This window comes from Pseudotenacibaculum haliotis (assembly GCF_042684245.1).
GTDB lineage: Bacteria > Bacteroidota > Bacteroidia > Flavobacteriales > Flavobacteriaceae > Polaribacter > Polaribacter haliotis_A.
Genome location: NZ_JBHULH010000004.1, coordinates 399789 through 424895 on the forward strand (window position 1 = coordinate 399789; position 25107 = coordinate 424895).

A 25107-nucleotide genomic window follows, 5' to 3' on the forward strand; every position below is an offset into this window, starting at 1 on the left:
TTTTTTTATTAAAATTTACTTGGTTTTAAATATTTTGTTTACTGAATCTTCGTAAGCATATAAGTTGTTAAAGGCTTCATTTCCTTTGTTTAAACTTCCAGATAACATTTTCAAAGCTTTTTCTGCTTGATCGTAATGAAATCTTTCTGTTACTGTCAATTCATCAAGGCTACTAATGGGTTTACCTTCACTAGTATTCGTGATCGTTTGACCTATATATATGCTAAACAATAAGACTACTGACGCTGCAACGGATAACCACTTGTAGTTTCTTCTTTTTTCCGGTTTAAACTCTAGTGTTTTTGTAAAGGTCTCGTCTTGACTAGTTTGAAAGTAAGCAAACATCATTTGGTATTCCTCTAAATGTGGTGCCACATTATCAGATAAGAAATAGTCTCTTAAGATTGCTTCTTCTTGTAAAGTAGTTTCAGCATTATCGTACTTTACGACTAATTGTTCTATTTTAGCTAACTCCATAATTATGCTGTTTTATTAGTTCTTGTCTTATGGTTTTTCTCGCTCTTGATAAGGCCACACGAACAGCTGTAGGTTTCATGTCTAACATTTTGCATATTTCATCAAAATCGTATTGCTCTACATCTCTCAACTGAATGATCAGTTTTTGTTGTTCGGGCAGTTTTTCAATGAGCTTGTGTACTTGGTTTACTGTGTCACGATATTCAACTTTTTTATCTAAGCTGGTATCTTTTTCTTTATAATTACTATGAACTAATGTTAAATTGCTTGCTTGTTTCGATTTCAATCGATCGTAGCAATAATTCTTTGTCATGGTCATGGCAAAGGCTTCTACATTTTTATAATCAGATAGTTTCTCTTTGTTTCTCCACAGTTTAAAGAACAGTTCTTGCGTTGCATCTTCTGCCTCTTCTGTAGACACTAAAAGTCTCTTTGCTAATCTGAAGACTTTGTCTTTAAACGGTAAAACAACTTTTAAAAAGTCTGATTGGTTCATTAGTTACTTGTAATTTGTTGTAAATATCTGATTTTTTTATCGTCTTATTTATCAGTTTTACATCATTACGACGATATGCTTTATATTTTGTTACACAGAGTTGTAAAAAAATACTAAATATCCTTAAATTGCGTTAATGAACCTAAAGTCAGTCTTATGAAACACCCTATACTTAGAAACTCCATTTTAGCTTTATTTATCAGTTTTTTTATTGTTAGTTGTGAGAAGTCCGAAGGAATTCCGGCTGATATAGAAGTACAAGATTTTGTTTGGAAAGGAATGAATGCTTATTACTTGTGGCAAGATCAAATTCCTGACCTAGCTGATACACGTTTTTCGTCTCAATCACAATTGAATTCATATTTACAAGGATTCCCAGATCCTGCTCTTTTATTTGAGAGCTTGCGTTATCAACCAGGAACTGTAGATCGTTTTTCATGGATCGTAGATGATTATATTGCATTAGAGAATTCTTTTCAAGGGATCAATCAAAGTAATGGGATGGAATTTGGACTGGTGCGTAATGCTGATGGTTCTGAAAATATCTTTGGATATGTACGTTATGTAATTCCTAATTCTGATGCAGAAGCAAAAGGTGTTGTAAGAGGAATGCTTTTTAATCAGATCAATGGAACTCAACTTACAGATTCAAATTTCAATTCTTTGTTAGGACAAACCAATTATACTATTGGGCTGGCCGATTACAATGCAGGAAATCCTACAGCGAACGGAACAACTATTGATCTTGTAAAAGGTCAACTACAAGAAAACCCGGTAGCCATTGCAAAAACAATTGTAGACGGAGCGAATAGAATTGGTTATATTTTCTACAATCAATTTGCAACTTCTTTTGATGATGAATTAAATGCAGCCATCGCTCAGTTACAAGCAGATAATATTACCGATCTAATTATTGATTTACGTTACAACGGTGGTGGATCTGTACGTACGGCTACTTTCTTTGGAGGAATGGTTACAGGGCAATTCAACGGTCAGCTTTTCTCAAAAGAAGTGTGGAATACAAAAGTACAAGCCAATGTGAATCCTAGTAATTTTGAAAACTTCTTTACCAATCAATTAGACAATGGTACAGTTAACGAACCTATAAACAATTTGAACTTATCTAGAGTGTATTTTATTACTACAGGAAGTACAGCCTCTGCTTCTGAATTATTGATCAATAGTTTAGATCCTTATATTGATGTATTCTCTGTAGGAACGAGAACTGTTGGAAAAGTACACGGTTCTGTTACTTTGTATGATAGCGACAACTTCTTAAGAAATGGTCCCGGATTCAATCAAAATCATACATGGGCAATGCAACCTTTGGTGCTTGAGATTCAAAATAGCGTTGGAAGTAATGCCCCGGGAGGAATTATTCCTAACATAGAACTTCCTGAAGATTATGAGAACTTAGGTGTTTTAGGAGAAAGATCTGATCCTTTATTAGATAGAACAATTGTATATATCGTAACCGGAGCTAGAAGTGGTATTACTTCCAGAAATGCTCATCTAGATCATAAAGAAGTTAGCAACTCTAAGTTGAGTACTCCTTCTCAAAACAATATGTATACTGATATTCGTAACTAAAATAAGTTCGTTTGTAAAGAAGAATCATCATTTGGAATTCGTAACTGAGTTCCAAATTCTTCATTTAGATTCTTAATAAAATGAGCAGTTAGCAATGGGGATTCTTTCTCCAAGTTTTGATGTACAAAAAAGTGAATCTTTTTCAAACCGAGCTCTTTCCATTCTTTTAATCGAACTACCCAATTTTCTAGACGGTCATAATCAGTAGGATGGTTTGCACCTACATAACGTACAAAAGCCTCATTATTTGTCAATCGCATGTGCATCATGTCTCTTCTTCCTGCTGTATCTACCAACACATTTGCAATATTGTTTTCTTCTAGTAACTGAAAATACGCTTTAGAGATCTCTTCATCAGTAAACCAATCCGTGTGCCTGCATTCTACAGCCAAAGGCAATCCTTTAGGCCAGCTTTTGACAAAATTCTCTAATACAGCAAAATTCTTAGGTCCAAAATTAGAATGCATCTGTAAAAAGATTGTTCCTAACTTTTCTCTCAAATGACTAAAGTTGTCTATATAAGAGTTCACAACATCTCCTACTCCATTCAAACGTTTCCAATGACTAATTTCCTGTCCTAACTTTGGAAAGAACTTAAAATTATCCGGTGTTTTATCATACCACTTCTGAAATTGCTCAGCAGGAAAGTTTCTGTAAAAGGTAGCATTCAACTCAATGCAATTGAATTGACGAGAATAATATTCCAATTCATCCTTAGTTCCTCTGGGATAAAACCCCTTTAAATCTGCTCTGTTCCACTTAGCACATCCAATATAAATGGAGAGATCATCGTTATGATTCTGTTCACTGAGAACACGAATTGTATCGGAATGTGTGGGCGGAATTGTAAAATCAATAATTTCAGGGTTGTCTACCTTTCCAAATTTCATCTGTTTGTGTATTTTCGTGATATCAAAAATAGCAATAATGAAGCGTTTCTTTTTACTCATTTTCACTTTCGTTTTCTTGTATTCTTGTCAAAAGGAATATCAACCAAGAAACATCGACTCAATTTCTCTACAAAAATTTAAAATAGACACCACTAGTATTCGAGCTATTCATGCTGTTGATGGAAACACTCTTTATTATGTAGGATCTAAAGGAGATATTGGAAAAACAACAGATGGAGGGAAAACTTGGAACAAGCAATATGTAAGATACCAAGACTCAATTGTTCCTCATTTTAGAAGTATGGCCAGTAACGGATCAGAAATGTATGCCTTAAGCGTTGCAAACCCAGCTTTACTATATAGAATCAATGCAGGAAACCCAACAATTGTATACAAAGAAGAGCATGAAAAAGTGTTTTACGATTCTATGAAGTTTTTTGATGAAAAAAACGGAATTGCTATGGGAGATCCTACAGAAGATTGCTTATCTATCATTCTTACCCATGATGGCGGAAATACTTGGACAAAGATTCCGTGTGATCAATTACCAAAAGCAGCAGAGGGCGAAGCCGCATTTGCTGCCAGTAATACAAATATTAAGGTTTTAGGAAAAACTGCCTGGATTGTTACCGGAGGAGCCAAAGCAAGAGTGTTTAAAACAACAGATCTTGGTGAAACTTGGAAAGTTTATGAAACTCCTATTGTTCAAGGAGGTAGTTCGCAAGGAATCTATTCCGTTGACTTTGCTGATAAAAACAATGGATTTATTATTGGAGGAAACTACTTAAAAGAAGATGAAAACAAAGCCAATAAAGCCATTACAACAGATGGTGGAAAAACGTGGACTTTGGTAGCAGAAGGAAAATATCCTAATTACAAGAGTTGTGTACAATACGTTCCAAACAGCAATGGTAAAGAAGTTTTTGCCGTTGGTAAAACAGGAGTCTCTTACTCTAACGATGGCGGACATACTTGGAAAGAAGTAAGCAAAGAGGGATATTATATCATTCAGTTTGCGAATCATAATACCGCTTGGTTAGCAGGAAACAGAAAAATTGGTAAGATAAGCTTAGATTAATGAAAAAAACCTTGCTCCTTTTTATGATGATCTGTGCAGTTGCCTGTAGCAGAAAATCACAAATTTCAAAAGATTTAGATTGTACTCCTGAGAAATATAAAAACTTAGAAGTCGTAGAAGACGTCAACAAGACCTTCAAAGTACAACTCCCTGACAATTGGAAAACCAATCTGTATTACGACAGAAATCAATCTTCAATATTTTCTGCAGATACCACCAAACAATTAACAAACACTTATACGGTTGATATTACCAAAGTGTACAATGAGTTAAAGTTGGATGATGATTTTATTCAAAAGTTTAAAACCAACTTAGCCAACGGGAAACTGGTTGAAGCTACTTCTTACGAATTGGAATTTCAAGGAAAACAGGCATACTACTCAAGAGCCTTAGGAAAAAGAGGTCAGTTTGATTATCAGATCTGCAACCTCTTTATAAAGATCAATTCAGGAAATTATATACACGCCAAAGCAGAAGTTTACGGTGATTCATTAGTAAATGAACGTATTTGCAATGCTTTGAGTTTAATAGAAAAAATAGAATACTAGACATGAACCAAGACCATATTATTAAGAGATTTATCAGTTATGTAACCGTTGATACAGAATCAGACCCAAACAATCCTGCTTTTCCAAGTACAGAAAAACAATGGGATCTGGCGAAACTATTGGTTGAAGAATTGAAGGAAATCGGAATGACAGATGTAACTCTTGACGAGAATTGTTATGTAATGGCAACACTGCCTAGTAATTTGGATTACGAAGTACCTACCATTGGTTTTGTATCTCATATTGATACAAGCCCTGATTTTACAGGAGCAAACGTGCAACCTCAAATTCATGAAAATTATGACGGTAGCGATATCGTTTTAAACAAAGAAGAAAACATTGTTTTAAGCCCTTCTTATTTTGAAGATCTATTGATGTACAAAGGACAAACTATCATTACAACAGATGGTACTACACTGTTGGGCGCTGATGATAAAGCTGGTATTACTGAAATTGTTTCAGCTATGGAACATTTGATCAACAATCCTGAGATAAAACATGGAACAATTAGAATATGTTTCACTCCTGACGAAGAGGTTGGAAAAGGAGCTCATAAATTTGATGTAGAAAAATTTGGTGCTGATTGGGCTTACACAATGGATGGTAGTCAAGTAGGCGAATTAGAGTATGAGAATTTTAACGCTGCCGGTGCAAAGATCACGGTAAACGGAAAAATTGTACATCCCGGTTATGCCAAAGGAAAAATGATCAACTCCATGACCATTGCCAGTGATTTCATCAACAGACTTCCTGCCAATGAAGTTCCTGAAAAAACTTCAGGTTACGAAGGATTTTTCCACTTGTATTCTTTAGAAGGTAAAGTAGAGAAAACAGTACTGCAATACATAATTAGAGATCACGACAGAGAGTTGTTTGAGAAAAGAAAAGAGCAAATGCAGCAAATTGGCGCAGATATGAATGCAGAATTAGGTTCTGAGCTTATTGAAATAGAAATCAAAGATCAGTATTACAATATGAAAGAAAAGGTAGTGCCAGTAATGCATATTGTAGATATTGCGGAAGAAGTAATGAAAGAGCAAGGTATTACTCCTTTGATCAAGCCTATTCGTGGTGGTACAGATGGTTCGCAACTATCTTATATGGGATTACCTTGTCCTAATATTTTTGCGGGAGGTCACAATTTCCATGGAAGGTATGAGTATGTTCCTGCTGAATCGATTGTAAAAGCAACTAACGTAATTGTAGGAATTGCTCAAAAAGTAGCAGAGAGGTTTAAGAATTAATTTCATGAGGTATCAGTGCATTATTTTTGATTGCGACGGAGTTTTGGTCGATAGTGAGACTATTTCCAATCAAGTGGTTGTAGATCTTGCCAATCAACACAATGCAAATATTACCTTAGAATACGCCATCAAGCATTTTGCGGGTACTTCTCTAAGTTTTGTAAAAGAGCATATTGAAGGAATCATACAAGAAGAGCTTTCCGATGATTTTGAAAAAGACTACAGAAGATTGTCTTTTGAGAAGTTTCAGACAGATTTACAGCCTATTAAAGGAATTCCTGAGCTTTTAAACAGGTTGACAGTTCCGTTCTGTGTGGCTTCTAACGGGCCTTTAAATAAAATGGAACTCAATTTAAAGCTTATTGGCGTTTTGGATCATTTCAAAGGAAATATGTTTAGTGCTTACGAAATTGAAAAATGGAAACCTGATCCTAGTCTTTTTCTACATGCTGCTAAAACTATGGGATTTCTGCCATCAGAATGTATTGTTATAGAAGACAGTCTTTCAGGTGTTAAAGCTGCAAAAGCAGGAAATTTTGATGTGTTGGCTTACACCAATGAATACAAAAAAGAAATTTTTGAGAAAGAAGGAGTTCCTACCTTCTCTTCTATGGATGAACTTCCGGAGCTTTTAAAATAACTCAGGGTGTTTCCCTTGCACTCCTTCGTAAAAGGAATGGAAATAAGCAAAATCTTTTTCTTTATCATCTGTAGGATAATAGGGTTCTGAGAATTTGATCTGCTTTTTACCAAAATCCAATGTTCCCATCACAATTGGCACCTTTGCTCCTTTGGCGATATAATAGAATCCTGTTTTCCATCGTTCTACTTTCTTTCTTGTTCCTTCCGGTGATAAAGCCAATCTGAACTCTTCCTTATTATTGAAAATATCTACAATGGCATCTACTAAGTTATTATTCTTACTTCTGTCTACAGGAGCTCCTCCTGTCATACGAAATATGAATCCAAAAGGACCTTTAAACAAAGAATCTTTACCAATATAATTGATCTTAGCACCCAAAGCATATTTGGCAAACACACCTATAAAGAAATCTTTCCAACTGGTGTGAGGGGCAGCTATGATCACATACTTTTTTAGGTTTTCAGGTAATTTTCCAACAAATTTCCAACCAAATACTTTGGTATACATAAACCAAGAGAATCCTTTCATTATGATAAAATAAAGACTAAATTTAAGCACTTATTTTTTAAATGATGACCGATTTACTTATTTACCTGCTGGTTAGCGTATTAGGAATTGCTTTAGGATTGTTTATTGGTAGATTACAATCAAAAGCTCAATATGGTTCTGTAGACAATGAAAAGAACATTTTGATCGAAACCAGTAATGAATTGCGTCATGATGTAAAAAAGCTACAAACGGAAAAAGAAGATTTATTATTGATCAATACCCGTCAGGATTCTGAACTCAAAAATCTGCAACAACGCTTAGAAGAAAATCAAAAGGATGTTGAAAAATTGCAAGAGAAATTCACAAAAGAGTTTGAGAATTTAGCGAACAAAATACTGGACGAGAAATCCAACAAGTTTACCGAGCAAAACAAGCAAAACATTGAGAATATTCTGAATCCTTTACAGGAAAAGATCAAGTTGTTTGAAGATAAGGTTGAAAAAACTCACAAAGAGAGTATTGATTATCATGCTGCTTTACGTCAACAGATCATCGGTTTGAAAGAGCTGAATGTACAAATGAGTAAAGAAGCAATAAATCTTACCAAGGCATTAAAAGGAGATAGCAAAGCTCAAGGAAACTGGGGTGAATTGGTCTTGGAAAGAGTTTTGGAAAAGTCAGGATTGGAAAAGGATCGTGAGTATTTTGTTCAACAATCACACACCAATGAAGAAGGGAAAAGAATCATGCCTGATGTTGTGATTCACTTGCCTGACAATAAGAAAATGATCGTCGATTCTAAAGTGTCTTTAACAGCTTATGAGCAATACGTAAACACTGATGATGAAGTCACTAGAGAGCAATATGTAAAGGAACACGTAAACTCTTTAAAACGTCATATTGTACAGTTGAGCGATAAGAAATATGAAGATATTTACGATATCGAATCACCGGACTTTGTACTACTTTTTGTTCCGATAGAACCTGCATTTGCCATTGCTTTGAAACACGATGGTAATTTATACAATCAAGCCTTTGAAAAGAACATTGTTATTGTAACTCCTGCTACCCTTTTAGCAACTTTACGTACAATAGATACGATGTGGAACAATGAGAAGCAACAACGCAATGCAATTGAAATTGCCCGTCAGGCCGGAGCTTTGTATGACAAATTCAATGGGTTGTTGACAGATCTTATTGGTATTGGTAAGAAGATAGATGCTTCTAAATCTGATTACAATGCCGCAATGAATAAGCTTGTAGAAGGAAAAGGGAATTTGATCACTAGTGTTGAGAAGATCAAAAAACTAGGTGCGAAAGCCAAAAAATCACTTCCGGAAAATATCTTAGAAAGAGCTAATGAAGATTGATCTATCTGTGGATCAACTTGATGGTTTTACTTTTCTTATTTGCAGTTACTTTTGCTAAATAAACTCCTTGAGACAACCCGTTAAGATCAATCGGAAGGTTAGAATTTACCTCTTTTTTTGCAATCACCAATCTTCCTGAAAGATCGTAAACTTCGGCATAATGCGTTTCTCCATTTTGAATATCGAAATGATACAATCCATCGTTACTTGGGTTTGGAAAAACATTGAAAGAGTTTAATTCTGTTGTGTTTACACTTAACACTCCATTTCCTTCTTGAACAGTAATGGTTTGATTTGGTTGAACGTTGTTGATTGTTTCTACTTGACCAGTAGCATTCCAAGTAATCTTAATATAATCGATATTGGTAGCAGCTCCAATACCCACATGTTCATGTGTTGCATTCTGACCTAAATATCCTTCTCCACTTACGGTATATTTATATTGTATCTTTCCTCCTGCTGAAATTTCAATACGATTTCCTACTCCATCTTTATTGCTGGTAACACCTTCTAATTTGATCTTGATCCAGTTATTTGAATTGGTACTTTGATTTTCCCATAAATAATAGTCATCACCATCGTTCATTACAGTAATATCTGGCTTTCCATCATTATTAAAATCACCGATAGCATTCCCATAGCTCATCCCTACATCACCGGCAAATCCTATATTGCTAGGAATCGTAAAGTTTCCGGTTCCGTCATTGTGATAAAAAGCCGAAGGTAATAAGTTAGGGTCTGAACCATCAAAAAGTCCGCTTACATACAAATCTAAATGCGTGTCATTATCTGCATCCAAGAAAACAGCTCCCCAAGCAATGCTTAAGAAATCTGTACCGGTAGCAGGTGCGGTATTGGTAAAAGTACCATCTCCATTGTTCTTTAATAGGTAATTTCCGGCTTGAGTATTGGTTACATAAACATCAAAGAAACCATCGTTATTATAATCACCAATGGTTGTAGACATGGCATCAATAATAATTCCGGCTCCACTACTCACAGAAACATCTGTAAATGTACCATCACCATCGTTCTTATACAGTCTATTCATATTAGCCTTGTCATTGGCAACATAAATATCTTGATATCCATCATTGTTGTAATCGAAGAAAGAAGAACAGAACGACAATTCTCCTACCATGACAATTCCGGCACCACTGGTAATATCCACAAAGGTTCCGTTGTCATTTCTATATAAAAAGTTTCTGTTGGCAGCATTGGTTTCTCTGTTGGAAATAAATAGGTCTAGATCTCCGTCGTTGTCTATATCTCCAAAAGAAGCTCCATAGGTTAATAAATCATTTGTAAAGATTCCACAGGTGCTTGTAATGTCTGTAAAAATTAAGTTTCCTGTGTTTTCGTAAAATTTATTGACTCCAAAAACACTTGTGGTAAAGAAATCTTTGTCTCCATCGTTATCATAATCTATCCACATTACAGATTTGGCTTGTCTATTTCCGTCAATTCCTAAAAGATCAACTTTGGTAAAGGTGCCATCTCCATCGTTTCTCAAGAAAACAATTTCTTGTGTTTGATCTGTAGAATAGGTAAGATCGTCCCAACCATCCCCATCAAAATCTACAAAGGACACTCCTCCTCCAAAAACACTATTCCCATAACCATATTGCGCTTCAGCATTGAAGGAACTTTCTTGAAAACTTAACTGGCTATAGGCTGTATTACCAATAAAAACAAATGTTAGTGCAAAAAGGAGTGTCTTGTAGTTTTTTATCATATAAGTTAAAATTGCTTATCCTTTAAATAAAGGCCTGTGATTCATGAAATTGAATACTTTCTCTGCAATTTTACTTAAAATTTCTTCGTTCTCAAAATTCTCGATTACTTCATCAATAAACTCAACAATCGTTTCCATATCATTTTCATCAAGTCCACGAGTGGTAACTGCTGATGTTCCGATACGAATTCCAGAGGTAACAAAAGGTGATTTATCATCAAAAGGAACCATGTTTTTGTTTACAGTAATATCTGCTTTTCCTAGAGCAGCTTCTGCTTCTTTTCCGGTGATGTTCTTATTTCTAAGATCGATCAACATCATATGGTTATCTGTTCCTCCTGAGATCAAATGATATCCTCTGTCAACAAAGGCTTTTGCCATAGCTGCAGCATTTTTCTTCACTCTAATTTGATAGTGTAAGAAATCATCTGTCAAAGCTTCTCCAAAAGCAATTGCTTTGGCTGCAATGATATGCTCTAAAGGCCCACCTTGGTTTCCTGGAAATACTGCTCCGTTTAGCAAAGCAGACATTTTCTTAAGATTTCCATTCTTAAGTTTTAATCCGAATGGGTTATCAAAATCTTTCCCCATCAAGATCAAACCACCTCTAGGACCACGCAAAGTTTTGTGTGTTGTGGTAGTAACGATATGGCAATGTGGAATCGGATCATTCATAATTCCTTTTGCGATCAACCCTGAAGGGTGAGAAATATCTGCTATTAAAATAGCTCCTACGCTATCAGCAATTTCTCTAAATCGCTCAAAGTCCATATCTCTAGAATAAGCAGATGCTCCGGCAATGATTAATTTTGGTTGCTCTTTCTCTGCTATCTCTTGTATTTTATCATAGTTTAAAACCCCTGTTTCTTTCTCTACTCCATAAAAAGAGGTTTCGTATAATTTTCCTGAAAAGTTTACCGGAGAACCATGTGTTAAGTGTCCTCCATGCGACAGGTCAAACCCAAGTATCTTATCTCCCGGCTTTAAACAAGCTGCAAAAACTGCTGTGTTTGCTTGAGAACCCGAGTGTGGTTGTACGTTGGCATACTCGGCTCCGTACAATTCTTTAGCTCTGTCTATGGCTATTTGTTCTACAATATCAACAACCTCACACCCACCATAATAACGTTTGTTTGGGTATCCTTCAGCATATTTATTGGTTAAAACGGAACCTGCGGCTTCCATTACCTGATCGCTTACGAAATTCTCCGAAGCAATCAATTCGATTCCATTGATCTGTCTTTCTCTTTCAGCTTCAATCAGTTCAAAAATGTCAGTATCTCGTTGCATTGTTAAAATTTAATTAAGAAAACCAAATGTAATGAAAAAACGTTTTGAGGATTGCAACTTTCTACTATATTTGATACAAACTTTATTAACATTTTTCGAATGAAAATCACCGCTAATAATCCTAATAGAAAATCGTGGTTAAAGGTTAAAGAAAATTCAGATTTTCCAATTCAAAATATTCCATTTGGAGTGTTTATTACCAAAGATGATATCATCACTATTGGCAGTAGAATTGGGGACTTTGCTATTGATCTTGGAGCTTTACACCAACTAGGGTATTTCAATGGGATCCCTCTAACCGATGATATCTTTCTTCAAGATAATTTAAATGATTTTATTGCAGATGGAAGAAAGACGTGGAGATTGGTAAGGAATCGTATTGCCGACATATTTGACGTAACGAACGGAGAGTTAAGAGATAATCCTTCTCATAAGGAGAAAATAATCTTTAGAATGGACGAAGTAGAAATGCTTTTGCCAGTAAGTGTAGGAGATTATACAGACTTTTATGCAAGTAAAGAGCATGCTACCAATGTAGGAAGCTTATTTAGAGATCCTGAGAATGCTTTGTTTCCAAACTGGCTGCAAATTCCGATAGGTTATCATGGAAGAAGTTCTTCTATCATTCCTTCAGGAACACCTATTCGCAGACCATTAGGACAATCTAAGCCGCCGGAGGGAAGTACAACTCCAGGTTTTGGACCTTCAAAATTATTGGATTTTGAATTGGAAATGGCATTTATTACTACTGTTTCTAATCATTTAGGAGAAAGAATTCCTATTGATGAAGCTGAAGACTACATTTTTGGATTAGTTCAGTTCAACGATTGGTCTGCAAGAGATATTCAAGCTTGGGAATATGTTCCTTTAGGTCCTTTCTTAGGAAAGAATTTTGCTTCGACTATTTCTCCTTGGATTGTTACTTTAGATGCTTTAGAGCCTTTTAGAGTAGAAAACCCAAAACAAGACCCTAAGCCTCTTCCCTATTTACAACATGACGGAAAAGGAAGTTTTGATATCCATTTGCAAGCAGCCATACAACCAGAAGGTGAAAAGGAAACTGTAGTTGCCAATTCTAACTTTAAGTATATGTACTGGACCATGGCACAACAATTGGCACATCATACTGTGAACGGTTGTCCTGTAAACTCAGGTGACATGATGGGAAGTGGAACTATTTCTGGTCCAACAAAAGATAGTTATGGTTCTATGTTAGAACTAACATGGCGTGGACAGAATCCAATCAAAATGAGTGATGGTACAGAGCGTAAATTCATCAACGATAATGATACTGTTATTATGCGTGCTTATTGTCAGAATGATGATGTAAGAATTGGATTTGGTGAATGTGTAGGAAAAGTTCTACCAGCCAAAGAATAAACACATTACAACTTATATAGAATAAAAAAGCTTCCTGTTATGGAAGCTTTTTTATTTCATTTATTCTTCAATTGGAGGATGTCCATGAATTTTTTCATAATCCTCGTCAAAATTAGCTCTTAAGTAAGCATTCAACTTCTTACGGTAATCGTCTTTCAACCAAGTCACAAAGTTGTGTGTACTTTTAGAAATACACTTGCAATATCTATTAATTCTGTCATCAATCTCTTCTCCTAACAGTTTTGCCAAAGCTAAAGCATCCCAAAGATCCTCACTGTTCTCAATACACATTTTTGCATGATGAATTATTGATTTCTCTAATACTTTCTTTGAGGATTGTCCGGCTCTAATGGTTTCTAAATACTCTCTTTTCATATCAAAAAAAGTATCTTCAGACTTTGCAAATTCTTTCTTTAGATCTGCAGAAAACTCATAGGTAAAATTGCTTTCAATCTCTTCGTCTGTAAGTATTGCATCCAAATAATAATCTGGAGCTTTAAACATGCGTTGCCAGTCTAGGTCTGCTCCCCAAGGTCCAAATCTGTGGAAGTTGTTTCCTAGATCTATCACTCTAAAGGTTGATTTATTTTCTAAAATACGAGACCCTCTACCAATCATCTGGTAATATAATGTAAGAGATTTTGTTGCTCTGTTTAGTATAATAGAATCAATAGTAGGTTCGTCAAATCCCGTTGTTAATATACTTACAGATGTAATAATTGCATTGGGAGTCTTCTTGAACCAAGTTAGGATAAAATCTCGTTCTTTCTTTGTGTTTGTATTGTCTAGATGAGCAATTGGATACCCGGCTCTTTTGAATGCGTGAAATACCTGAATAGATGTATTGATCCCGTTGTTAAAGATCAATGTTTTCTTTCCTTTGGATGTTTCTTCATAAGCACTTACCAGTTTTGAAAGCATATCTGAACTGGCATAGAGGTCTTCAGAAGATTTTACTGTATAATCTCCGTTGGCTCCTACTTCTAATGATGTCAAACCAACATTATAAGAGAAAAATTCAGCTTGAGACAAATATTTATTTTCAATTAAATATCTGATGGATTCTCCTACATACAGCTCATCATAATTCTCATACATTGGCAGCTTGATATTGGAACTTAACGGTGTTGCTGTTACTCCCAATATGATAGAACTGTCGAAGAATTTGAATATTTTGGTAAATGAATTGTAATGTGCCTCATCTACAATAACAAGTCCTATATCAGAAATATCCAGCTTATTATCATTCAATCGATTGTTCAAAGTTTCTACCATTGCCACAAAACAATCATATTCTTTTTGATCGTCTAGCTTGGCTGTACTGTTAATAATCTTGTTTTTAACACCAAACTCATTCAGCATATTAGATGTTTGCTTGCTCAATTCAATTCTATGAGTAAGCACCAATACCTTCTTATTGTAGAGCGATAAGTAGCGTCTAACAATTTCAGAGAATATTACTGTTTTTCCCCCTCCTGTAGGAAGTTGATAGAGTAAATGGTAATTATCAGGTGCGCCTTCAAACTTTTTGAAGACTTCTTCAATCGCAGTTTTCTGATAACTGTATAATTCTTTTCCTACGATGGTCTTTTTTAGTGTGTCGATCTTTTTAGGGTTTCTATTAAATAAACTTCGATATATCTACTTGGGTTATATCATAATGAGATGTATGAGCAACTGCTATCTCATTTTTAATAATCAAAAGCTGTGGAGATTGATGCATCACCTGAAAAGTATATCCTACTTCATCAGAAACATCTCTGTAACTAAGAAGGTCTAAATAATACACTTTAACAGAATTCATAGATTCATCAAACTTCTTTTCAAACTGTTTGATCACCATTCTACTAATTCCGCAACGTGTAGAGTGTTTAAAAATAAGAACTGTCTCATTTTTAGATTCTTTTTTGATGGTGTCTAATTGTTGTATAGACGTTAAAGGAATCCACTGTACATGGCTTTTAACTTCTTCTTTGTTCTCGCTTTTGAATAGGTTTTTGAAATAACTCATAATAAAGGGCAAATGTAAACATAAATCAGTTTTTGATGAACTTTTTAATCGCTTTACCTAAGATTTTGTTTCTATATTTTAATAGACACATTCCTTTTGATAAATTCATCATGCTGATTGACTTGGTCGTAGAAGTTCTTATTTTTTTACCAAGGCTATGAAAATTTCTATGTTTTGATTCCTTGAATTGAATTCATCTGTAAATTCGGCCGATAGATTCATTTATCTACGTCAAAAAGACATAAAAACAACTTTAAGAAAGACATTTTGACTGTTTTCATACTAAAAAACCAATTGGTAAGATAGTTGACAATAGTATCGTATGAAAGGAAAAATCTATTATGAATTTTAACAACTTTACCATAAAATCACAAGAGACCATTCAGCAAGCACAGCAGCTTGCACAAGAATTGGGTCATAATCAAATTGAAAATGAACATATTTTCAAAGCGATTACCATGGTTGATGAAAATGTACTCCCCTTTTTATTAAAGAAGTTAAACATTAACCTAGACGTTGTACTGCAAATCTTAGATAAGCAATTAGAGAGTTTTTCTAAGGTTTCTGGAGCAGATCTAATGCTTTCACGTGAAGCCGGAAAAAGCTTAACAGAAGCTTCTGTAATAGCTAAGAAGATGAATGACGAATATGTTTCCGTAGAGCATATCGTACTAGCTATTTTTAAATCAAAGAGCAATATTGCTCAAGTATTGAAAGATCAAGGAGTTTCTGAGAAAGATTTGAAAGCTGCTATTGAAGATCTACGAAGAGGAGAACGTGTTACTTCACAAAGTGCTGAAGAAACCTATAATTCTCTTAGCAAATACGCCAACAATTTAAATCAATTGGCACAAGACGGTAAGTTAGATCCTGTTATTGGACGTGATGAAGAAATTAGAAGGTTGCTTCAAATCTTATCTAGAAGAACAAAGAACAATCCTATTTTGGTTGGAGAGCCCGGTACCGGAAAAACAGCGATAGCCGAAGGGCTAGCACATCGAATTATTCGTGGAGATGTTCCTGAAAATCTAAAAGAGAAACAAATTTTTTCTTTAGATATGGGTGCATTGATTGCCGGAGCTAAATATAAAGGAGAATTTGAAGAGCGATTAAAATCAGTTATCAAGGAGGTAACAACTTCTGAAGGTGATATCGTTTTATTTATTGACGAAATACATACTTTGGTAGGTGCCGGTGGTGGTCAAGGAGCCATGGATGCTGCCAACATTTTAAAGCCTGCTTTGGCCAGAGGAGAACTGAGAGCTATTGGTGCCACTACCCTAGACGAATACCAAAAATATTTTGAAAAGGATAAAGCCTTGGAAAGACGTTTTCAAAAGGTAATGGTAGATGAGCCGGATACAGAAAGTGCTATTTCTATTTTACGTGGAATCAAAGAGAAATATGAAACTCACCACAAAGTGAGAATCAAAGATGAAGCAATTATTGGAGCTGTAGAACTTTCTCAACGTTATATAACCAACAGATTCTTACCAGATAAGGCTATTGACTTAATGGATGAAGCTGCATCTAAATTAAGAATGGAGATCAATTCAAAACCTGAAGAGTTGGATGTATTAGATCGTAAAATCATGCAGTTAGAGATTGAGATCGAAGCCATCAAACGTGAAAATGACAAAAACAAGTTGAAAGCATTGAATGCAGATTTGGCAAACTTGAAGGATGAGCGCAATGAGATCAATGCAAAATGGCAATCAGAGAAAACTGTTGTAGATAGCATTCAATCTCTAAAAACTGAGATAGAAAATTTTAAAGTTGAAGCTGATAAAGCTGAAAGAAATGGCGATTATGGAAAGGTAGCTGAATTGAGATATGGAAAGATAAAAGAAGCACAGGAAAAGCTTGAAGAGCAACAAAAGGTCTTAGCAGAGCAGCAAGACAATGCACTGATCAAAGAAGAAGTTACCTACGAAGATATTGCAGAAGTTGTGGCCAAATGGACCGGAATTCCTGTTACGAAAATGATCCAGTCTGAACGCGAAAAGCTTTTGAAATTAGAAGATGAATTGCATAAAAGAGTGGTTGGGCAGGAAGAAGCCATTGAAGCTGTTTCTGATGCGGTAAGACGATCAAGAGCCGGATTACAAAACCCGAACAAACCTATCGGTTCCTTCCTTTTCTTAGGAACTACCGGAGTTGGAAAAACGGAGTTGGCAAAAGCTTTGGCAGATTATTTATTTGATGATGAAAGTGCTATGACTCGAATTGACATGAGTGAATATCAAGAACGTCATTCTGTAAGTAGATTGGTAGGAGCTCCTCCAGGTTATGTAGGATATGATGAAGGAGGTCAATTGACAGAAGCAGTAAGACGTAAGCCCTACTCTGTTGTCTTATTAGATGAGATCGAAAAAGCACATCCTGATACGTTTAACGTTCTTTTACAAGTATTGGATGAAGGTAGATTGACAGATAATAAAGGACGTGTTGCTGATTTTAAGAATACCATCATTATTATGACCTCAAACATGGGAAGTCATATCATTCAGGAAAAGTTTGAAAACTTGAAGGAGGATATTTATACAACTATGGAGTTGGCCAAGACAGAAGTGTTGGGCTTATTAAAGCAATCTGTAAGACCGGAGTTCTTGAATAGAATAGATGATATTACATTATTTACGCCTCTATCTCAAGAGAATATAAAATCTATTGTATATTTACAGCTAGAGAGTGTAAAAAAGATTCTCTCGGCGCAAGATATTACGCTAGATGCTACAGATGAAGCAATATCGTATCTTGCACACAAAGGGTATCAACCTGAGTTTGGTGCCAGGCCTGTAAAAAGGGTCATTCAAAAAGAAGTTCTTAATCAGTTGTCTAAAGAGATTCTCGCAGGAAAAATCACAACTGATAGCATCATATTACTAGATTCTTTTGATGAGAAGCTAGTATTCAGAAACCAATCGGATTTAATCATGAGTTAGATAGATTGGACGTACACCTGAAACGCTGCCTGGAGAGGCGGCGTTTTTTTTATTAAAAATAAATAATATACCAATTGGTATTTTTTATATATTTGAAGCATGACAACAAAAGCAGAATTAACCAAACAGTTTATTATAGAGACTTCGGCCCCTATATTTAATAAGTATGGTTATGCTGCTACATCACTGAGCACATTGACTAAAGTAACCGGATTGACAAAAGGTGCCATCTACGGCAACTTTAAAAATAAAGAAGATCTAGCCATCCAAGCTTTTAGTTATAATATTGGCAGGGTCTTTAGAGCCGTGAGAACTGAGGTGAAAAAAGAAGATACTTCCATTGGAAAGTTAATTGCCATCGTTGATTTTTACAGTCATTATTTAGATCACACAAAAAAGCATGGTGGCTGCCCTATCATCAATGTAGGTGTTGATTCTAATAATCAGAACGAAAAGCTGTTATCGTTTGTAAGAAATGTCATCAAACAAACGCATGATTATATCGCCAACATTATTGAAGAAGGTAAACAACATGGTGAGATCAAACCTGAAGTTCCTTCTTTTGAGTGGGCTATTAGAATTGATACGATCATTCAAGGAGCAACATTTACTGCAGGAACTATGAATGATCAAATTTATTTAGATGAAATGGCAAAACAATTAAAAGATATAATTCAAACTAAACTGAAATCATAAACTATTTTTTTAATCAAAAATATACCGATTGGTATATTTAACATCCAACATCTCATGAAACATCCAAAAATTGTAGAAAGTAAAGCAAAGATCCGATTCCAGGACTGTGACCCGTTCAATCATTTAAATAATGGTAGTTATATCGACTATTTTGTCAATCATCGTGAAGATATGCTTATTGAGCATTATGATATCGATATTTATAAAATGGCTAAAACCTTAGGCAAAAGCTGGGTAACCGGAAGCAATCAGATCGTATATCTACGTCCTGCATTTTTGATGGAGGAAGTGGTTATTCAATCAGAATTGATCTACTATGATGAGTCAAACCTAAGAGTAGAAATGAGAATGTACAACAGTGACAAAACCCAGTTGAAATCAGTTCTTTGGGCAACTTTTGTACATTTTAATCTATTGGAACAAAAAAGAGAAAAACACGAAAGCAACTTTATGGAATTGTTTGAGGAAATTCATGCTCCTAAAGATGAAATGCTGTTCGAGAAAAGAATCAAAAGTATAAAGTCTAAGATGTATCATTCTGTGTAAAATTTGTTAACTACATTTTATTCTTTCTATGACGATGGCTTCGGCCATCGTTTTTATTTTTGCGTATCTTCGCATATAAACAATTAACAATATGAAAAAAATAGTATTTATCCTGGCTTTCTCCCTATTCACCTTAGCTTCTTACGCACAAGAAGTAACTACTTATTATTTTATAAGGCATGCAGAAAAGCAGAGGCAAAATCCTAATGACAAGGATCCTAGCCTTACATTTCAGGGATATAAAAGAGCCGATAAATGGAAAGAAGTATTCCAATACATTCCTTTAGATGCTGTTTATTCTACTAATTACAACAGAACCAAACTAACTGCAAAACCTACTGCAGATAGTAAGAAACTACCTATTTTGGTATACGATCCAAGAAACATGTACACAGAATCTTTTCAATACAATACGAAAGGAAAAAAAGTGCTGATTGTTGGGCATAGCAATACAACTCCGGCATTTGTAAATAAAATTCTTGGAAAGAAGAAGTACAAACAAATTGACGACAGAAACAACGCTAATCTGTATATCGTAACAATTGTAGACGGAAAGGTTTCTGATACAGTGCTAAAGATCGATTAAGAAAACTGCGTTTTACAGAAAAATCAAAAGATCATTAGAAGGTTTACTTACCTTTTGATGATCTTTCTTGTTTCTACCCTATCTCCTGAGTACATTTTCAAAATATAGATTCCTTGGTTGAATCTAGTCATATCAAATGTTTTTGTCTGATATGCAGTTCCAACTTTTTTCCCTAAGACATTGTAAACTTCAATCTTCTTAATATCCAATGTTGTTTGAATAGTAACTTCATCATTTACAGGGTTTGGATACACTCGTACTTCTGAAAGTGAAACTTCGTCGTTTGATAAAGTGTTACAAGGATCTAAATTGAAATTGGTTTCTATAGGATCTCCCGGAGTTAAGTCTCTTCCATTGAATCCTACATAGTTTGTAGCGTATTTGATAGCTCTAAATGTGCTATTTCCACTTGTTGGTGTTGGATCTCCTTGCGCTAAAACAGCTCCGGTAGAATTGTTTACTGGAAGTATATAGTCCCAAACAACATTGTTACTAGGATCTAATTCAAAGAAATGCCCGGTAGCTCCCTCACACACCAATGTATTACCATTAGGCAAACGAAGTGCACTACTTAAAATAGCTGAAAAGAAATCCGGAGCATCAGAATACGTAAAGTCCGGTGCTGTTGGGCCATAAGCTACATTGGCTGTATAATCATACACTCCCGGTGCTGATGTTGGAGGATCTATGATCATCACTTCAGAAAAAAGAGGTGTTCTTCCATTTCCATTATTGAATAGAATGATCTTACCTGCGTCTTGCAATCCGGCAGGGATAAAATGCGGATAATGTTGCCCGTACAGTTGTCTATCTGTTGCTGATCCATGGTCATAAGATTCTGGATTTCCCCATCTGTATAAGAAATCGCCACCCTTACCATAAGTACCGCCACTTCCGGTTGCAGCTTCTGCTGTAGTTGTAGAATGGTCTATCACCCATAGTTCACTTAGATTACGTGAACTGATTACAATTTGATCTAAGTCTTCGTTGTATTGAATAGAGTTGATATGAAGCCAGTTTTCTCCTCCGTTTAATCCATTTAAGAAATTAACATCTAATTTCCCAGGGTTATCCGCTACAACTCCAAAATTGTCTTTTGTATTGTCGAAATCTTGGATCAAGTGATCTTCTACATTCCACTCCCATACAATATTGAATTGGTTGGTTCCTACCGGTTCAATCTCTAAGATTCTTTCGTTAAACAAATCTCCATCTACTAAAAAGTTTGGATCTCTTCCGGCTTGAACAGCATTTGCATTACCAATTCGTGTTGCTGCCAATACTAGGATATTTCCATTTGGCATTGGAAAAATATCGTGATGTAATCTATGTTGATCCGTACTGTAATCAAACTCCCATAAAAGGTTCCCATCCCAATCAAACATTTCTATAATTCCACCTACTCCACCAAAACTGATGGTACTTGTATCTTTTCTTCCTGCTCTAATAAGATTTCCATTAGGCAAGATATATACTGAATGCCCTGGTAAATGAGAACTATTCCACTCATTTACTACCTGACCACAGTTATTAATTAAAAAAGTTTTTGTGTTTACAGAAAACAAGGTTAATCCGTCATAAGCATCCGGAGTCACAGAGATTGTTCCAACAGTATTCTGTGAGAATGTTGAGAAACTAACAATACAAAAAGCAAAAAAAAGTAGTCGTTTTATCATATGGGGATTTTAATCGACATCAATAGTAGTAATTTTTAAGAACCCCTACAATTCATTTAACAAGAATTAGTTAAAAAACGTTAGTTCAATATTTTCTAAGTTGATCTCAGAAACTTTTTCAAGTTCGTCATTTTCAAAAGCTTTGTCCATTGAAAATACATCTATGGAGGTGTCTTTAGGCTTGTAGTTATTGTAATCTACAAAACGTACTCCATTAATTAGATGCTCTTTTCTTACTTCTCTAAATCGTTTTCCTCCTCCATTCACATGAAATAAGTACGCTAAATAATCAATCTTAAAATCTTCTTTACTTATCCAATACACAAAAACGTCCTCAAAATCTACTCCGCCTCCTTCTTGATCGAAGGTAACTTGAACTTTATAATACTCTTTTCCTTTGATTGCAACTTCTTCTAACAGTTTCTTGTTAACCGCAGCATCATTCAACCCAAATGGCAACACAGAGAAATAATGAACAGAATTAACAGATTCGCTGTAACGTATTGCCATAGAATCCGGTACTTGAACGGGTTTGTTATTTATAGATCGACTGAAACCTTTGTTGGAAAGAATATCGGAGATGGTATCTTGATCATTTCTTGTGATCCTAAATAATGAAAAGGTTCCATTATTTCTGTTAGCTATGTACGTTCTTCCTCTAAAATCGAAAGATAATTCAGCCTGAGCTACTTTTGGAGTTTGAGAAGCTTCTAAAGATTTGTCTATGATCTGCTGTGCAGTCAATACATTTTTCTCTGGCTTACAAGATGTAAGAATTAGCAAAACAAATAAGGATAGAATGAAAGTTCTCATGTGTTAGTTTTCGTGCTGTGTCGTATTAGGCGATGTAAAATTACACATATCTTTCTTAAATTTTTGGTAAATAAAATAGTTAAACTTTGAACGCTAAATTTATTCAAACAACAAACTCCCTCATTTGTGAGGGAGCTGTTATATTGTCTTTTTATACGGATGGTATGCCGATCTTATCGGGTATAGTTTTTTATTAATTTTTTAAACTATTCAAAAGCTCTTTCCAGTCATATCTTTCTTTGTTGGCATTATTCCACTTCTCAACATCTGAAAGCATTATATCTATTTTGCTTCTATCAATCCATTTGCCATTTACAAATACACCTGAAATTTTTTGTGTATTGCTGATGTTATCTAAAGGGTTTTCTTCTAACAAAATTAGATCAGCAAATTTACCTGTTTCAATAGTTCCTATTTTACTATCGATTTCAAGCCATTCTGCACTTAATCTTGTTGCAGAAGCCAAAGCTTCCTCATTAGTTAAGCCAGCATCTACTAACAACTTAAGTTCGCTGTGAAGCGAAAATCCCCATATAATACCAGATATTCCAGCATCTGTTCCTGCAACCATAGGCACTCCAGCTTCCTTAAAGGCTTTTACAATAAGAATATGAAAGTCGTAAAGTTTCTTATAATATTCAATTAATTTTTCAGATGCTCCATAGTAACCATTTGAAGTTAACCATTTACTTTGTATAAGCGGATGGACATATTTAAAACCTTGTAAGTTTTTGAGGCTCTGTACTGATTTGGCTTGCTGGCTAATGGAAAGCATATTAGTTAAATTAGGTATTAACCAAGTGTCATTATCTTTTGCTAAACGAGCATATTCTTGTGCTTTTTCATAGCTAAAATCGTCTGTTTGTTTTGATAATTCTTCTGCGTGTGCAATTAGACTAAAGTGAGGAACAAAAAAATCTTTGGCTTGTTTTCCTTTGAAAGCGATTGGAATATGACCTACTACTTTCATATTTTGTTTTTTGGCTTCATCTATAACTGCTTTAAAGGTTTCTTCATTTAGCCAAGTGTAAACTTTAATAAATTCATATCCTTCTTCTTTAGCAGAACGTACTGCATTTCTTCCATCAAACGGATTTTTGGCTGTTGGGTTTGATTTTTTTCCTCCAATTACTTTGGCTAATGCCATTCGTGGACCAATAACATCTCCTCTTATTATCTCATTACGTTGTCCAAAATGTTCTGGTCTTGCTCCTAAATCGAAAACAGTTGTAACACCATTAGCAATGTAAGGTGTTAAATTGTATTGTGTATTGAAGCTTACTAATGGTCCTTTAGTAGGATATATTACAAAAGGGCTTCCATCTGCAAGTGTATGCACATGCATATCAATTAATCCAGGAATTAACCATTTATCTTTTCCGTCAATTATTGTGGCATTTTTAGGTATTGGCTTATTGATAGAGTGAATTTTGTTTTCCTTTATTAAAACTGTAGCCTTTTCAATGACTTTATTTTCTTTGGTCATTGGAATTATATTCACATTCCTTATGGCATAAGTAATATTCTCTTGTTGGTTGTTTTTTAATTTTGAATTGTTCTGTGCGTTTAAATTGAAACTAATAACTGTAAACAGCAATAGAAGTTTTAAGAATTTCATTTTGATTTTTTGATTGATGATTTCTTTTTAAGACAGAAAGCCTCATTTTTTGTTACAATCTTTGACCGAAATAGCACCTAACCATTTGACTATACGTAATTTAAATTTAACCTTTTATAAACTGTTTGCAAAGACATGTAATAAAAAGGAGGAATTATTTAAAAGAGCGTTCTGTTTTTACAATAAATGTGATTTTGTTAGACACAGATCTTGCTTTTATTTTAAAGGTATACGAATTAATTGAGCATAAAAAAAGCCGTTCAAACTGAACGGCTTATCAAATGGTTTACATCTCTTTAGAAGTTATATCCAAAACCAATACCAACAACAAAAGGATTGATATCTACTTCCGCAGGGATACTTAATCCAGGGGCTAGATTTGATGCGTCTACTGTTACGTCTGTATTCAGTAGTAAGTATTTAGCATCTAGGTTTAAGAACCACTTATCATTCAATTCATAATCGATTCCTGCTTGAAATGAAAAACCAAAAGAGTTATCGTAGTCTACATCTTGTATTGCATTTCCGGCGTCTACACTATAGAAGAATGTATAGTTAAGGCCAGCTCCTACATAAGGTTTAAATTTAGCTCCATCAAAATGGTATTGAAGAGATAATGTAGGTGGCAACAACCATACTGAACCTAGATCTACTTCACTGTTTGTCGCTCCTCCTACTGCTGTTAAATCAGACCCAATCGTGTTTACATCATGTTTTGTTGTTGCTAAAATTAACTCTACTGCCCAATTCTTAGTAAAGAAGTATGTAAAGTCTAATTCCGGCACAAAGGCTGATGATATTTCTACATCTCCTCCAATAGTTCCAATTGTAGCACTTTCAGAAGGTGATACCGAGATCAAACGAAATCTTGCTTTCCATCTGTTGAAATCGTCATTCTCATTTTCCTGAGCTTGTAAATTCATTGCACAGGTCACCATAAACAATCCTAATAAAATTCTCTTCATTATTGATACATTTTTAAATTC

The 25107-nt window shown here is 34.9% G+C and carries 23 protein-coding genes; 11 read left to right on the top strand and 12 right to left on the bottom strand.

The genetic code is table 11. The annotated features are described in order from the left end of the window. Positions 1-15: 15 nt before the first annotated feature. Positions 16-477, bottom strand: coding sequence for a hypothetical protein (locus tag ACFSRZ_RS09845; RefSeq protein ID WP_379666386.1), 462 nt, complete (start codon positions 475-477; stop codon positions 16-18). Next, the gene (locus tag ACFSRZ_RS09850; protein ID WP_379666387.1) at positions 464-973 is read right to left on the bottom strand and encodes an RNA polymerase sigma factor; all 510 of its coding nucleotides are present in this window, start codon (positions 971-973) and stop codon (positions 464-466) included. The genes ACFSRZ_RS09845 and ACFSRZ_RS09850 overlap by 14 nt, the downstream gene beginning before the upstream one ends. A 156-nt stretch (positions 974-1129) precedes the next feature. On the opposite strand from ACFSRZ_RS09850, the gene ACFSRZ_RS09855 reads away from it, so the two are divergent. Continuing rightward, complete coding sequence (locus ACFSRZ_RS09855) at positions 1130-2563, top strand: S41 family peptidase (RefSeq protein ID WP_379666388.1); 1434 nt, start codon at positions 1130-1132, stop codon at positions 2561-2563. On the opposite strand, the gene ACFSRZ_RS09860 is transcribed toward ACFSRZ_RS09855, so the two are convergent. After that, entirely contained in the window at positions 2560-3453 is an 894-nt protein-coding gene (locus ACFSRZ_RS09860; protein ID WP_379666763.1) for a DUF72 domain-containing protein, read from the bottom strand. The two genes, ACFSRZ_RS09855 and ACFSRZ_RS09860, sit on opposite strands and share 4 nt — an antisense overlap. A gap of 37 nt (positions 3454-3490) precedes the next feature. On the opposite strand from ACFSRZ_RS09860, the gene ACFSRZ_RS09865 reads away from it, so the two are divergent. Genes ACFSRZ_RS09865 through ACFSRZ_RS09880 form a run of 4 tightly spaced genes read left to right on the top strand, consistent with a single transcriptional unit; the run spans position 3491 to position 6963 of the window. Next, positions 3491-4531, top strand: coding sequence for a WD40/YVTN/BNR-like repeat-containing protein (locus tag ACFSRZ_RS09865; RefSeq protein ID WP_379666389.1), 1041 nt, complete (start codon positions 3491-3493; stop codon positions 4529-4531). Beyond that, a complete protein-coding gene (locus ACFSRZ_RS09870; protein ID WP_379666390.1) occupies positions 4531-5079 on the top strand; it encodes a hypothetical protein in 549 nt (182 codons plus the stop codon). The genes ACFSRZ_RS09865 and ACFSRZ_RS09870 overlap by 1 nt, the downstream gene beginning before the upstream one ends. Positions 5080-5081: 2 nt before the next feature. Next, entirely contained in the window at positions 5082-6323 is a 1242-nt protein-coding gene (gene pepT, locus ACFSRZ_RS09875) for a peptidase T (protein ID WP_379666391.1), read from the top strand. A gap of 4 nt (positions 6324-6327) precedes the next feature. Continuing rightward, positions 6328-6963 carry an HAD-IA family hydrolase gene (locus ACFSRZ_RS09880; RefSeq protein WP_379666392.1) on the top strand — a complete coding sequence of 212 codons (636 nt, stop codon included), beginning with the start codon at positions 6328-6330 and terminating at the stop codon, positions 6961-6963. Here the strand turns inward: ACFSRZ_RS09880 and ACFSRZ_RS09885 are convergent. Then, a complete protein-coding gene (locus tag ACFSRZ_RS09885; RefSeq protein WP_379666393.1) occupies positions 6955-7494 on the bottom strand; it encodes a 1-acyl-sn-glycerol-3-phosphate acyltransferase in 540 nt (179 codons plus the stop codon). The two genes, ACFSRZ_RS09880 and ACFSRZ_RS09885, sit on opposite strands and share 9 nt — an antisense overlap. A 44-nt stretch (positions 7495-7538) precedes the next feature. Between ACFSRZ_RS09885 and rmuC the strand changes: the two genes are divergently transcribed. After that, entirely contained in the window at positions 7539-8825 is a 1287-nt protein-coding gene (gene rmuC / locus ACFSRZ_RS09890; protein ID WP_379666394.1) for a DNA recombination protein RmuC, read from the top strand. A 1-nt stretch (position 8826) separates the two neighbouring features. Here the strand turns inward: rmuC and ACFSRZ_RS09895 are convergent, their stop codons facing one another. Further along, on the bottom strand, positions 8827-10560 hold the full coding sequence (locus ACFSRZ_RS09895) for an FG-GAP-like repeat-containing protein (RefSeq protein WP_379666395.1): 1734 nt from the start codon (positions 10558-10560) through the stop codon (positions 8827-8829). 15 nt (positions 10561-10575) lie between these two features. Further along, on the bottom strand, positions 10576-11850 hold the full coding sequence (glyA, locus tag ACFSRZ_RS09900) for a serine hydroxymethyltransferase (protein WP_379666396.1): 1275 nt from the start codon (positions 11848-11850) through the stop codon (positions 10576-10578). Positions 11851-11949: 99 nt separating this feature from the next. Between glyA and fahA the strand changes: the two genes are divergently transcribed. Beyond that, positions 11950-13230 carry a fumarylacetoacetase gene (gene fahA, locus ACFSRZ_RS09905; protein ID WP_379666397.1) on the top strand — a complete coding sequence of 427 codons (1281 nt, stop codon included), beginning with the start codon at positions 11950-11952 and terminating at the stop codon, positions 13228-13230. A gap of 60 nt (positions 13231-13290) precedes the next feature. Here fahA and ACFSRZ_RS09910 read toward each other — a convergent pair whose 3' ends face one another. Together ACFSRZ_RS09910 and ytxJ are read right to left on the bottom strand one after the other, a co-directional pair. Continuing rightward, positions 13291-14835: a DEAD/DEAH box helicase gene (locus ACFSRZ_RS09910; protein WP_379666764.1), complete on the bottom strand. Its 1545-nt coding sequence runs from the start codon at positions 14833-14835 to the stop codon at positions 13291-13293. Between the two features lie 16 nt (positions 14836-14851). Further along, on the bottom strand, positions 14852-15241 hold the full coding sequence (gene ytxJ, locus ACFSRZ_RS09915; protein WP_379666398.1) for a bacillithiol system redox-active protein YtxJ: 390 nt from the start codon (positions 15239-15241) through the stop codon (positions 14852-14854). A 341-nt stretch (positions 15242-15582) separates the two neighbouring features. On the opposite strand from ytxJ, the gene clpB reads away from it, so the two are divergent. From clpB to ACFSRZ_RS09935, 4 genes are all read left to right on the top strand, one after another. Further along, positions 15583-18186 (top strand): ATP-dependent chaperone ClpB, encoded by a 2604-nt coding sequence (gene clpB, locus ACFSRZ_RS09920; protein ID WP_379666399.1) that lies wholly within the window; start codon positions 15583-15585, stop codon positions 18184-18186. A 99-nt stretch (positions 18187-18285) separates the two neighbouring features. Next, on the top strand, positions 18286-18882 hold the full coding sequence (locus tag ACFSRZ_RS09925; RefSeq protein WP_379666400.1) for a TetR/AcrR family transcriptional regulator: 597 nt from the start codon (positions 18286-18288) through the stop codon (positions 18880-18882). Positions 18883-18936: 54 nt separating this feature from the next. Beyond that, on the top strand, positions 18937-19428 hold the full coding sequence (locus tag ACFSRZ_RS09930; protein WP_379666401.1) for an acyl-CoA thioesterase: 492 nt from the start codon (positions 18937-18939) through the stop codon (positions 19426-19428). A 91-nt stretch (positions 19429-19519) separates the two neighbouring features. Continuing rightward, positions 19520-20014: a histidine phosphatase family protein gene (locus tag ACFSRZ_RS09935; RefSeq protein ID WP_379666402.1), complete on the top strand. Its 495-nt coding sequence runs from the start codon at positions 19520-19522 to the stop codon at positions 20012-20014. A gap of 47 nt (positions 20015-20061) precedes the next feature. Here ACFSRZ_RS09935 and ACFSRZ_RS09940 read toward each other — a convergent pair whose 3' ends face one another. The 4 genes from ACFSRZ_RS09940 to ACFSRZ_RS09955 form a co-directional block, all read right to left on the bottom strand. Next, entirely contained in the window at positions 20062-21690 is a 1629-nt protein-coding gene (locus tag ACFSRZ_RS09940) for an aryl-sulfate sulfotransferase (protein ID WP_379666403.1), read from the bottom strand. A 66-nt stretch (positions 21691-21756) separates the two neighbouring features. Beyond that, positions 21757-22503 (bottom strand): DUF6503 family protein, encoded by a 747-nt coding sequence (locus ACFSRZ_RS09945; protein ID WP_379666404.1) that lies wholly within the window; start codon positions 22501-22503, stop codon positions 21757-21759. Positions 22504-22696: 193 nt separating this feature from the next. Further along, a complete protein-coding gene (locus ACFSRZ_RS09950; protein ID WP_379666405.1) occupies positions 22697-24121 on the bottom strand; it encodes an amidohydrolase family protein in 1425 nt (474 codons plus the stop codon). 296 nt (positions 24122-24417) lie between these two features. Further along, positions 24418-25086 carry an OmpW/AlkL family protein gene (locus ACFSRZ_RS09955; RefSeq protein ID WP_379666406.1) on the bottom strand — a complete coding sequence of 223 codons (669 nt, stop codon included), beginning with the start codon at positions 25084-25086 and terminating at the stop codon, positions 24418-24420. Between the last annotated feature and the right edge of the window lie 21 nt (positions 25087-25107).

Excerpts from the sequence above, each read along its gene's own strand:
- ACFSRZ_RS09845 (WP_379666386.1), bottom strand. The coding sequence starts at position 477 with ATGGAGTTAGCTAAAATAGAACAATTAGTCGTAAAGTACGATAATGCT.
- ACFSRZ_RS09850 (WP_379666387.1), bottom strand. The coding sequence starts at position 973 with ATGAACCAATCAGACTTTTTAAAAGTTGTTTTACCGTTTAAAGACAAA.
- ACFSRZ_RS09855 (WP_379666388.1), top strand. The coding sequence starts at position 1,130 with ATGAAACACCCTATACTTAGAAACTCCATTTTAGCTTTATTTATCAGT.
- ACFSRZ_RS09860 (WP_379666763.1), bottom strand. The coding sequence starts at position 3,453 with ATGAAATTTGGAAAGGTAGACAACCCTGAAATTATTGATTTTACAATT.
- ACFSRZ_RS09865 (WP_379666389.1), top strand. The coding sequence starts at position 3,491 with ATGAAGCGTTTCTTTTTACTCATTTTCACTTTCGTTTTCTTGTATTCT.
- ACFSRZ_RS09870 (WP_379666390.1), top strand. The coding sequence starts at position 4,531 with ATGAAAAAAACCTTGCTCCTTTTTATGATGATCTGTGCAGTTGCCTGT.
- pepT (WP_379666391.1), top strand. The coding sequence starts at position 5,082 with ATGAACCAAGACCATATTATTAAGAGATTTATCAGTTATGTAACCGTT.
- ACFSRZ_RS09880 (WP_379666392.1), top strand. The coding sequence starts at position 6,328 with ATGAGGTATCAGTGCATTATTTTTGATTGCGACGGAGTTTTGGTCGAT.
- ACFSRZ_RS09885 (WP_379666393.1), bottom strand. The coding sequence starts at position 7,494 with ATGAAAGGATTCTCTTGGTTTATGTATACCAAAGTATTTGGTTGGAAA.
- rmuC (WP_379666394.1), top strand. The coding sequence starts at position 7,539 with ATGACCGATTTACTTATTTACCTGCTGGTTAGCGTATTAGGAATTGCT.
- ACFSRZ_RS09895 (WP_379666395.1), bottom strand. The coding sequence starts at position 10,560 with ATGATAAAAAACTACAAGACACTCCTTTTTGCACTAACATTTGTTTTT.
- glyA (WP_379666396.1), bottom strand. The coding sequence starts at position 11,850 with ATGCAACGAGATACTGACATTTTTGAACTGATTGAAGCTGAAAGAGAA.
- fahA (WP_379666397.1), top strand. The coding sequence starts at position 11,950 with ATGAAAATCACCGCTAATAATCCTAATAGAAAATCGTGGTTAAAGGTT.
- ytxJ (WP_379666398.1), bottom strand. The coding sequence starts at position 15,241 with ATGAGTTATTTCAAAAACCTATTCAAAAGCGAGAACAAAGAAGAAGTT.
- clpB (WP_379666399.1), top strand. The coding sequence starts at position 15,583 with ATGAATTTTAACAACTTTACCATAAAATCACAAGAGACCATTCAGCAA.
- ACFSRZ_RS09925 (WP_379666400.1), top strand. The coding sequence starts at position 18,286 with ATGACAACAAAAGCAGAATTAACCAAACAGTTTATTATAGAGACTTCG.
- ACFSRZ_RS09930 (WP_379666401.1), top strand. The coding sequence starts at position 18,937 with ATGAAACATCCAAAAATTGTAGAAAGTAAAGCAAAGATCCGATTCCAG.
- ACFSRZ_RS09935 (WP_379666402.1), top strand. The coding sequence starts at position 19,520 with ATGAAAAAAATAGTATTTATCCTGGCTTTCTCCCTATTCACCTTAGCT.
- ACFSRZ_RS09940 (WP_379666403.1), bottom strand. The coding sequence starts at position 21,690 with ATGATAAAACGACTACTTTTTTTTGCTTTTTGTATTGTTAGTTTCTCA.
- ACFSRZ_RS09945 (WP_379666404.1), bottom strand. The coding sequence starts at position 22,503 with ATGAGAACTTTCATTCTATCCTTATTTGTTTTGCTAATTCTTACATCT.
- ACFSRZ_RS09950 (WP_379666405.1), bottom strand. The coding sequence starts at position 24,121 with ATGAAATTCTTAAAACTTCTATTGCTGTTTACAGTTATTAGTTTCAAT.
- ACFSRZ_RS09955 (WP_379666406.1), bottom strand. The coding sequence starts at position 25,086 with ATGAAGAGAATTTTATTAGGATTGTTTATGGTGACCTGTGCAATGAAT.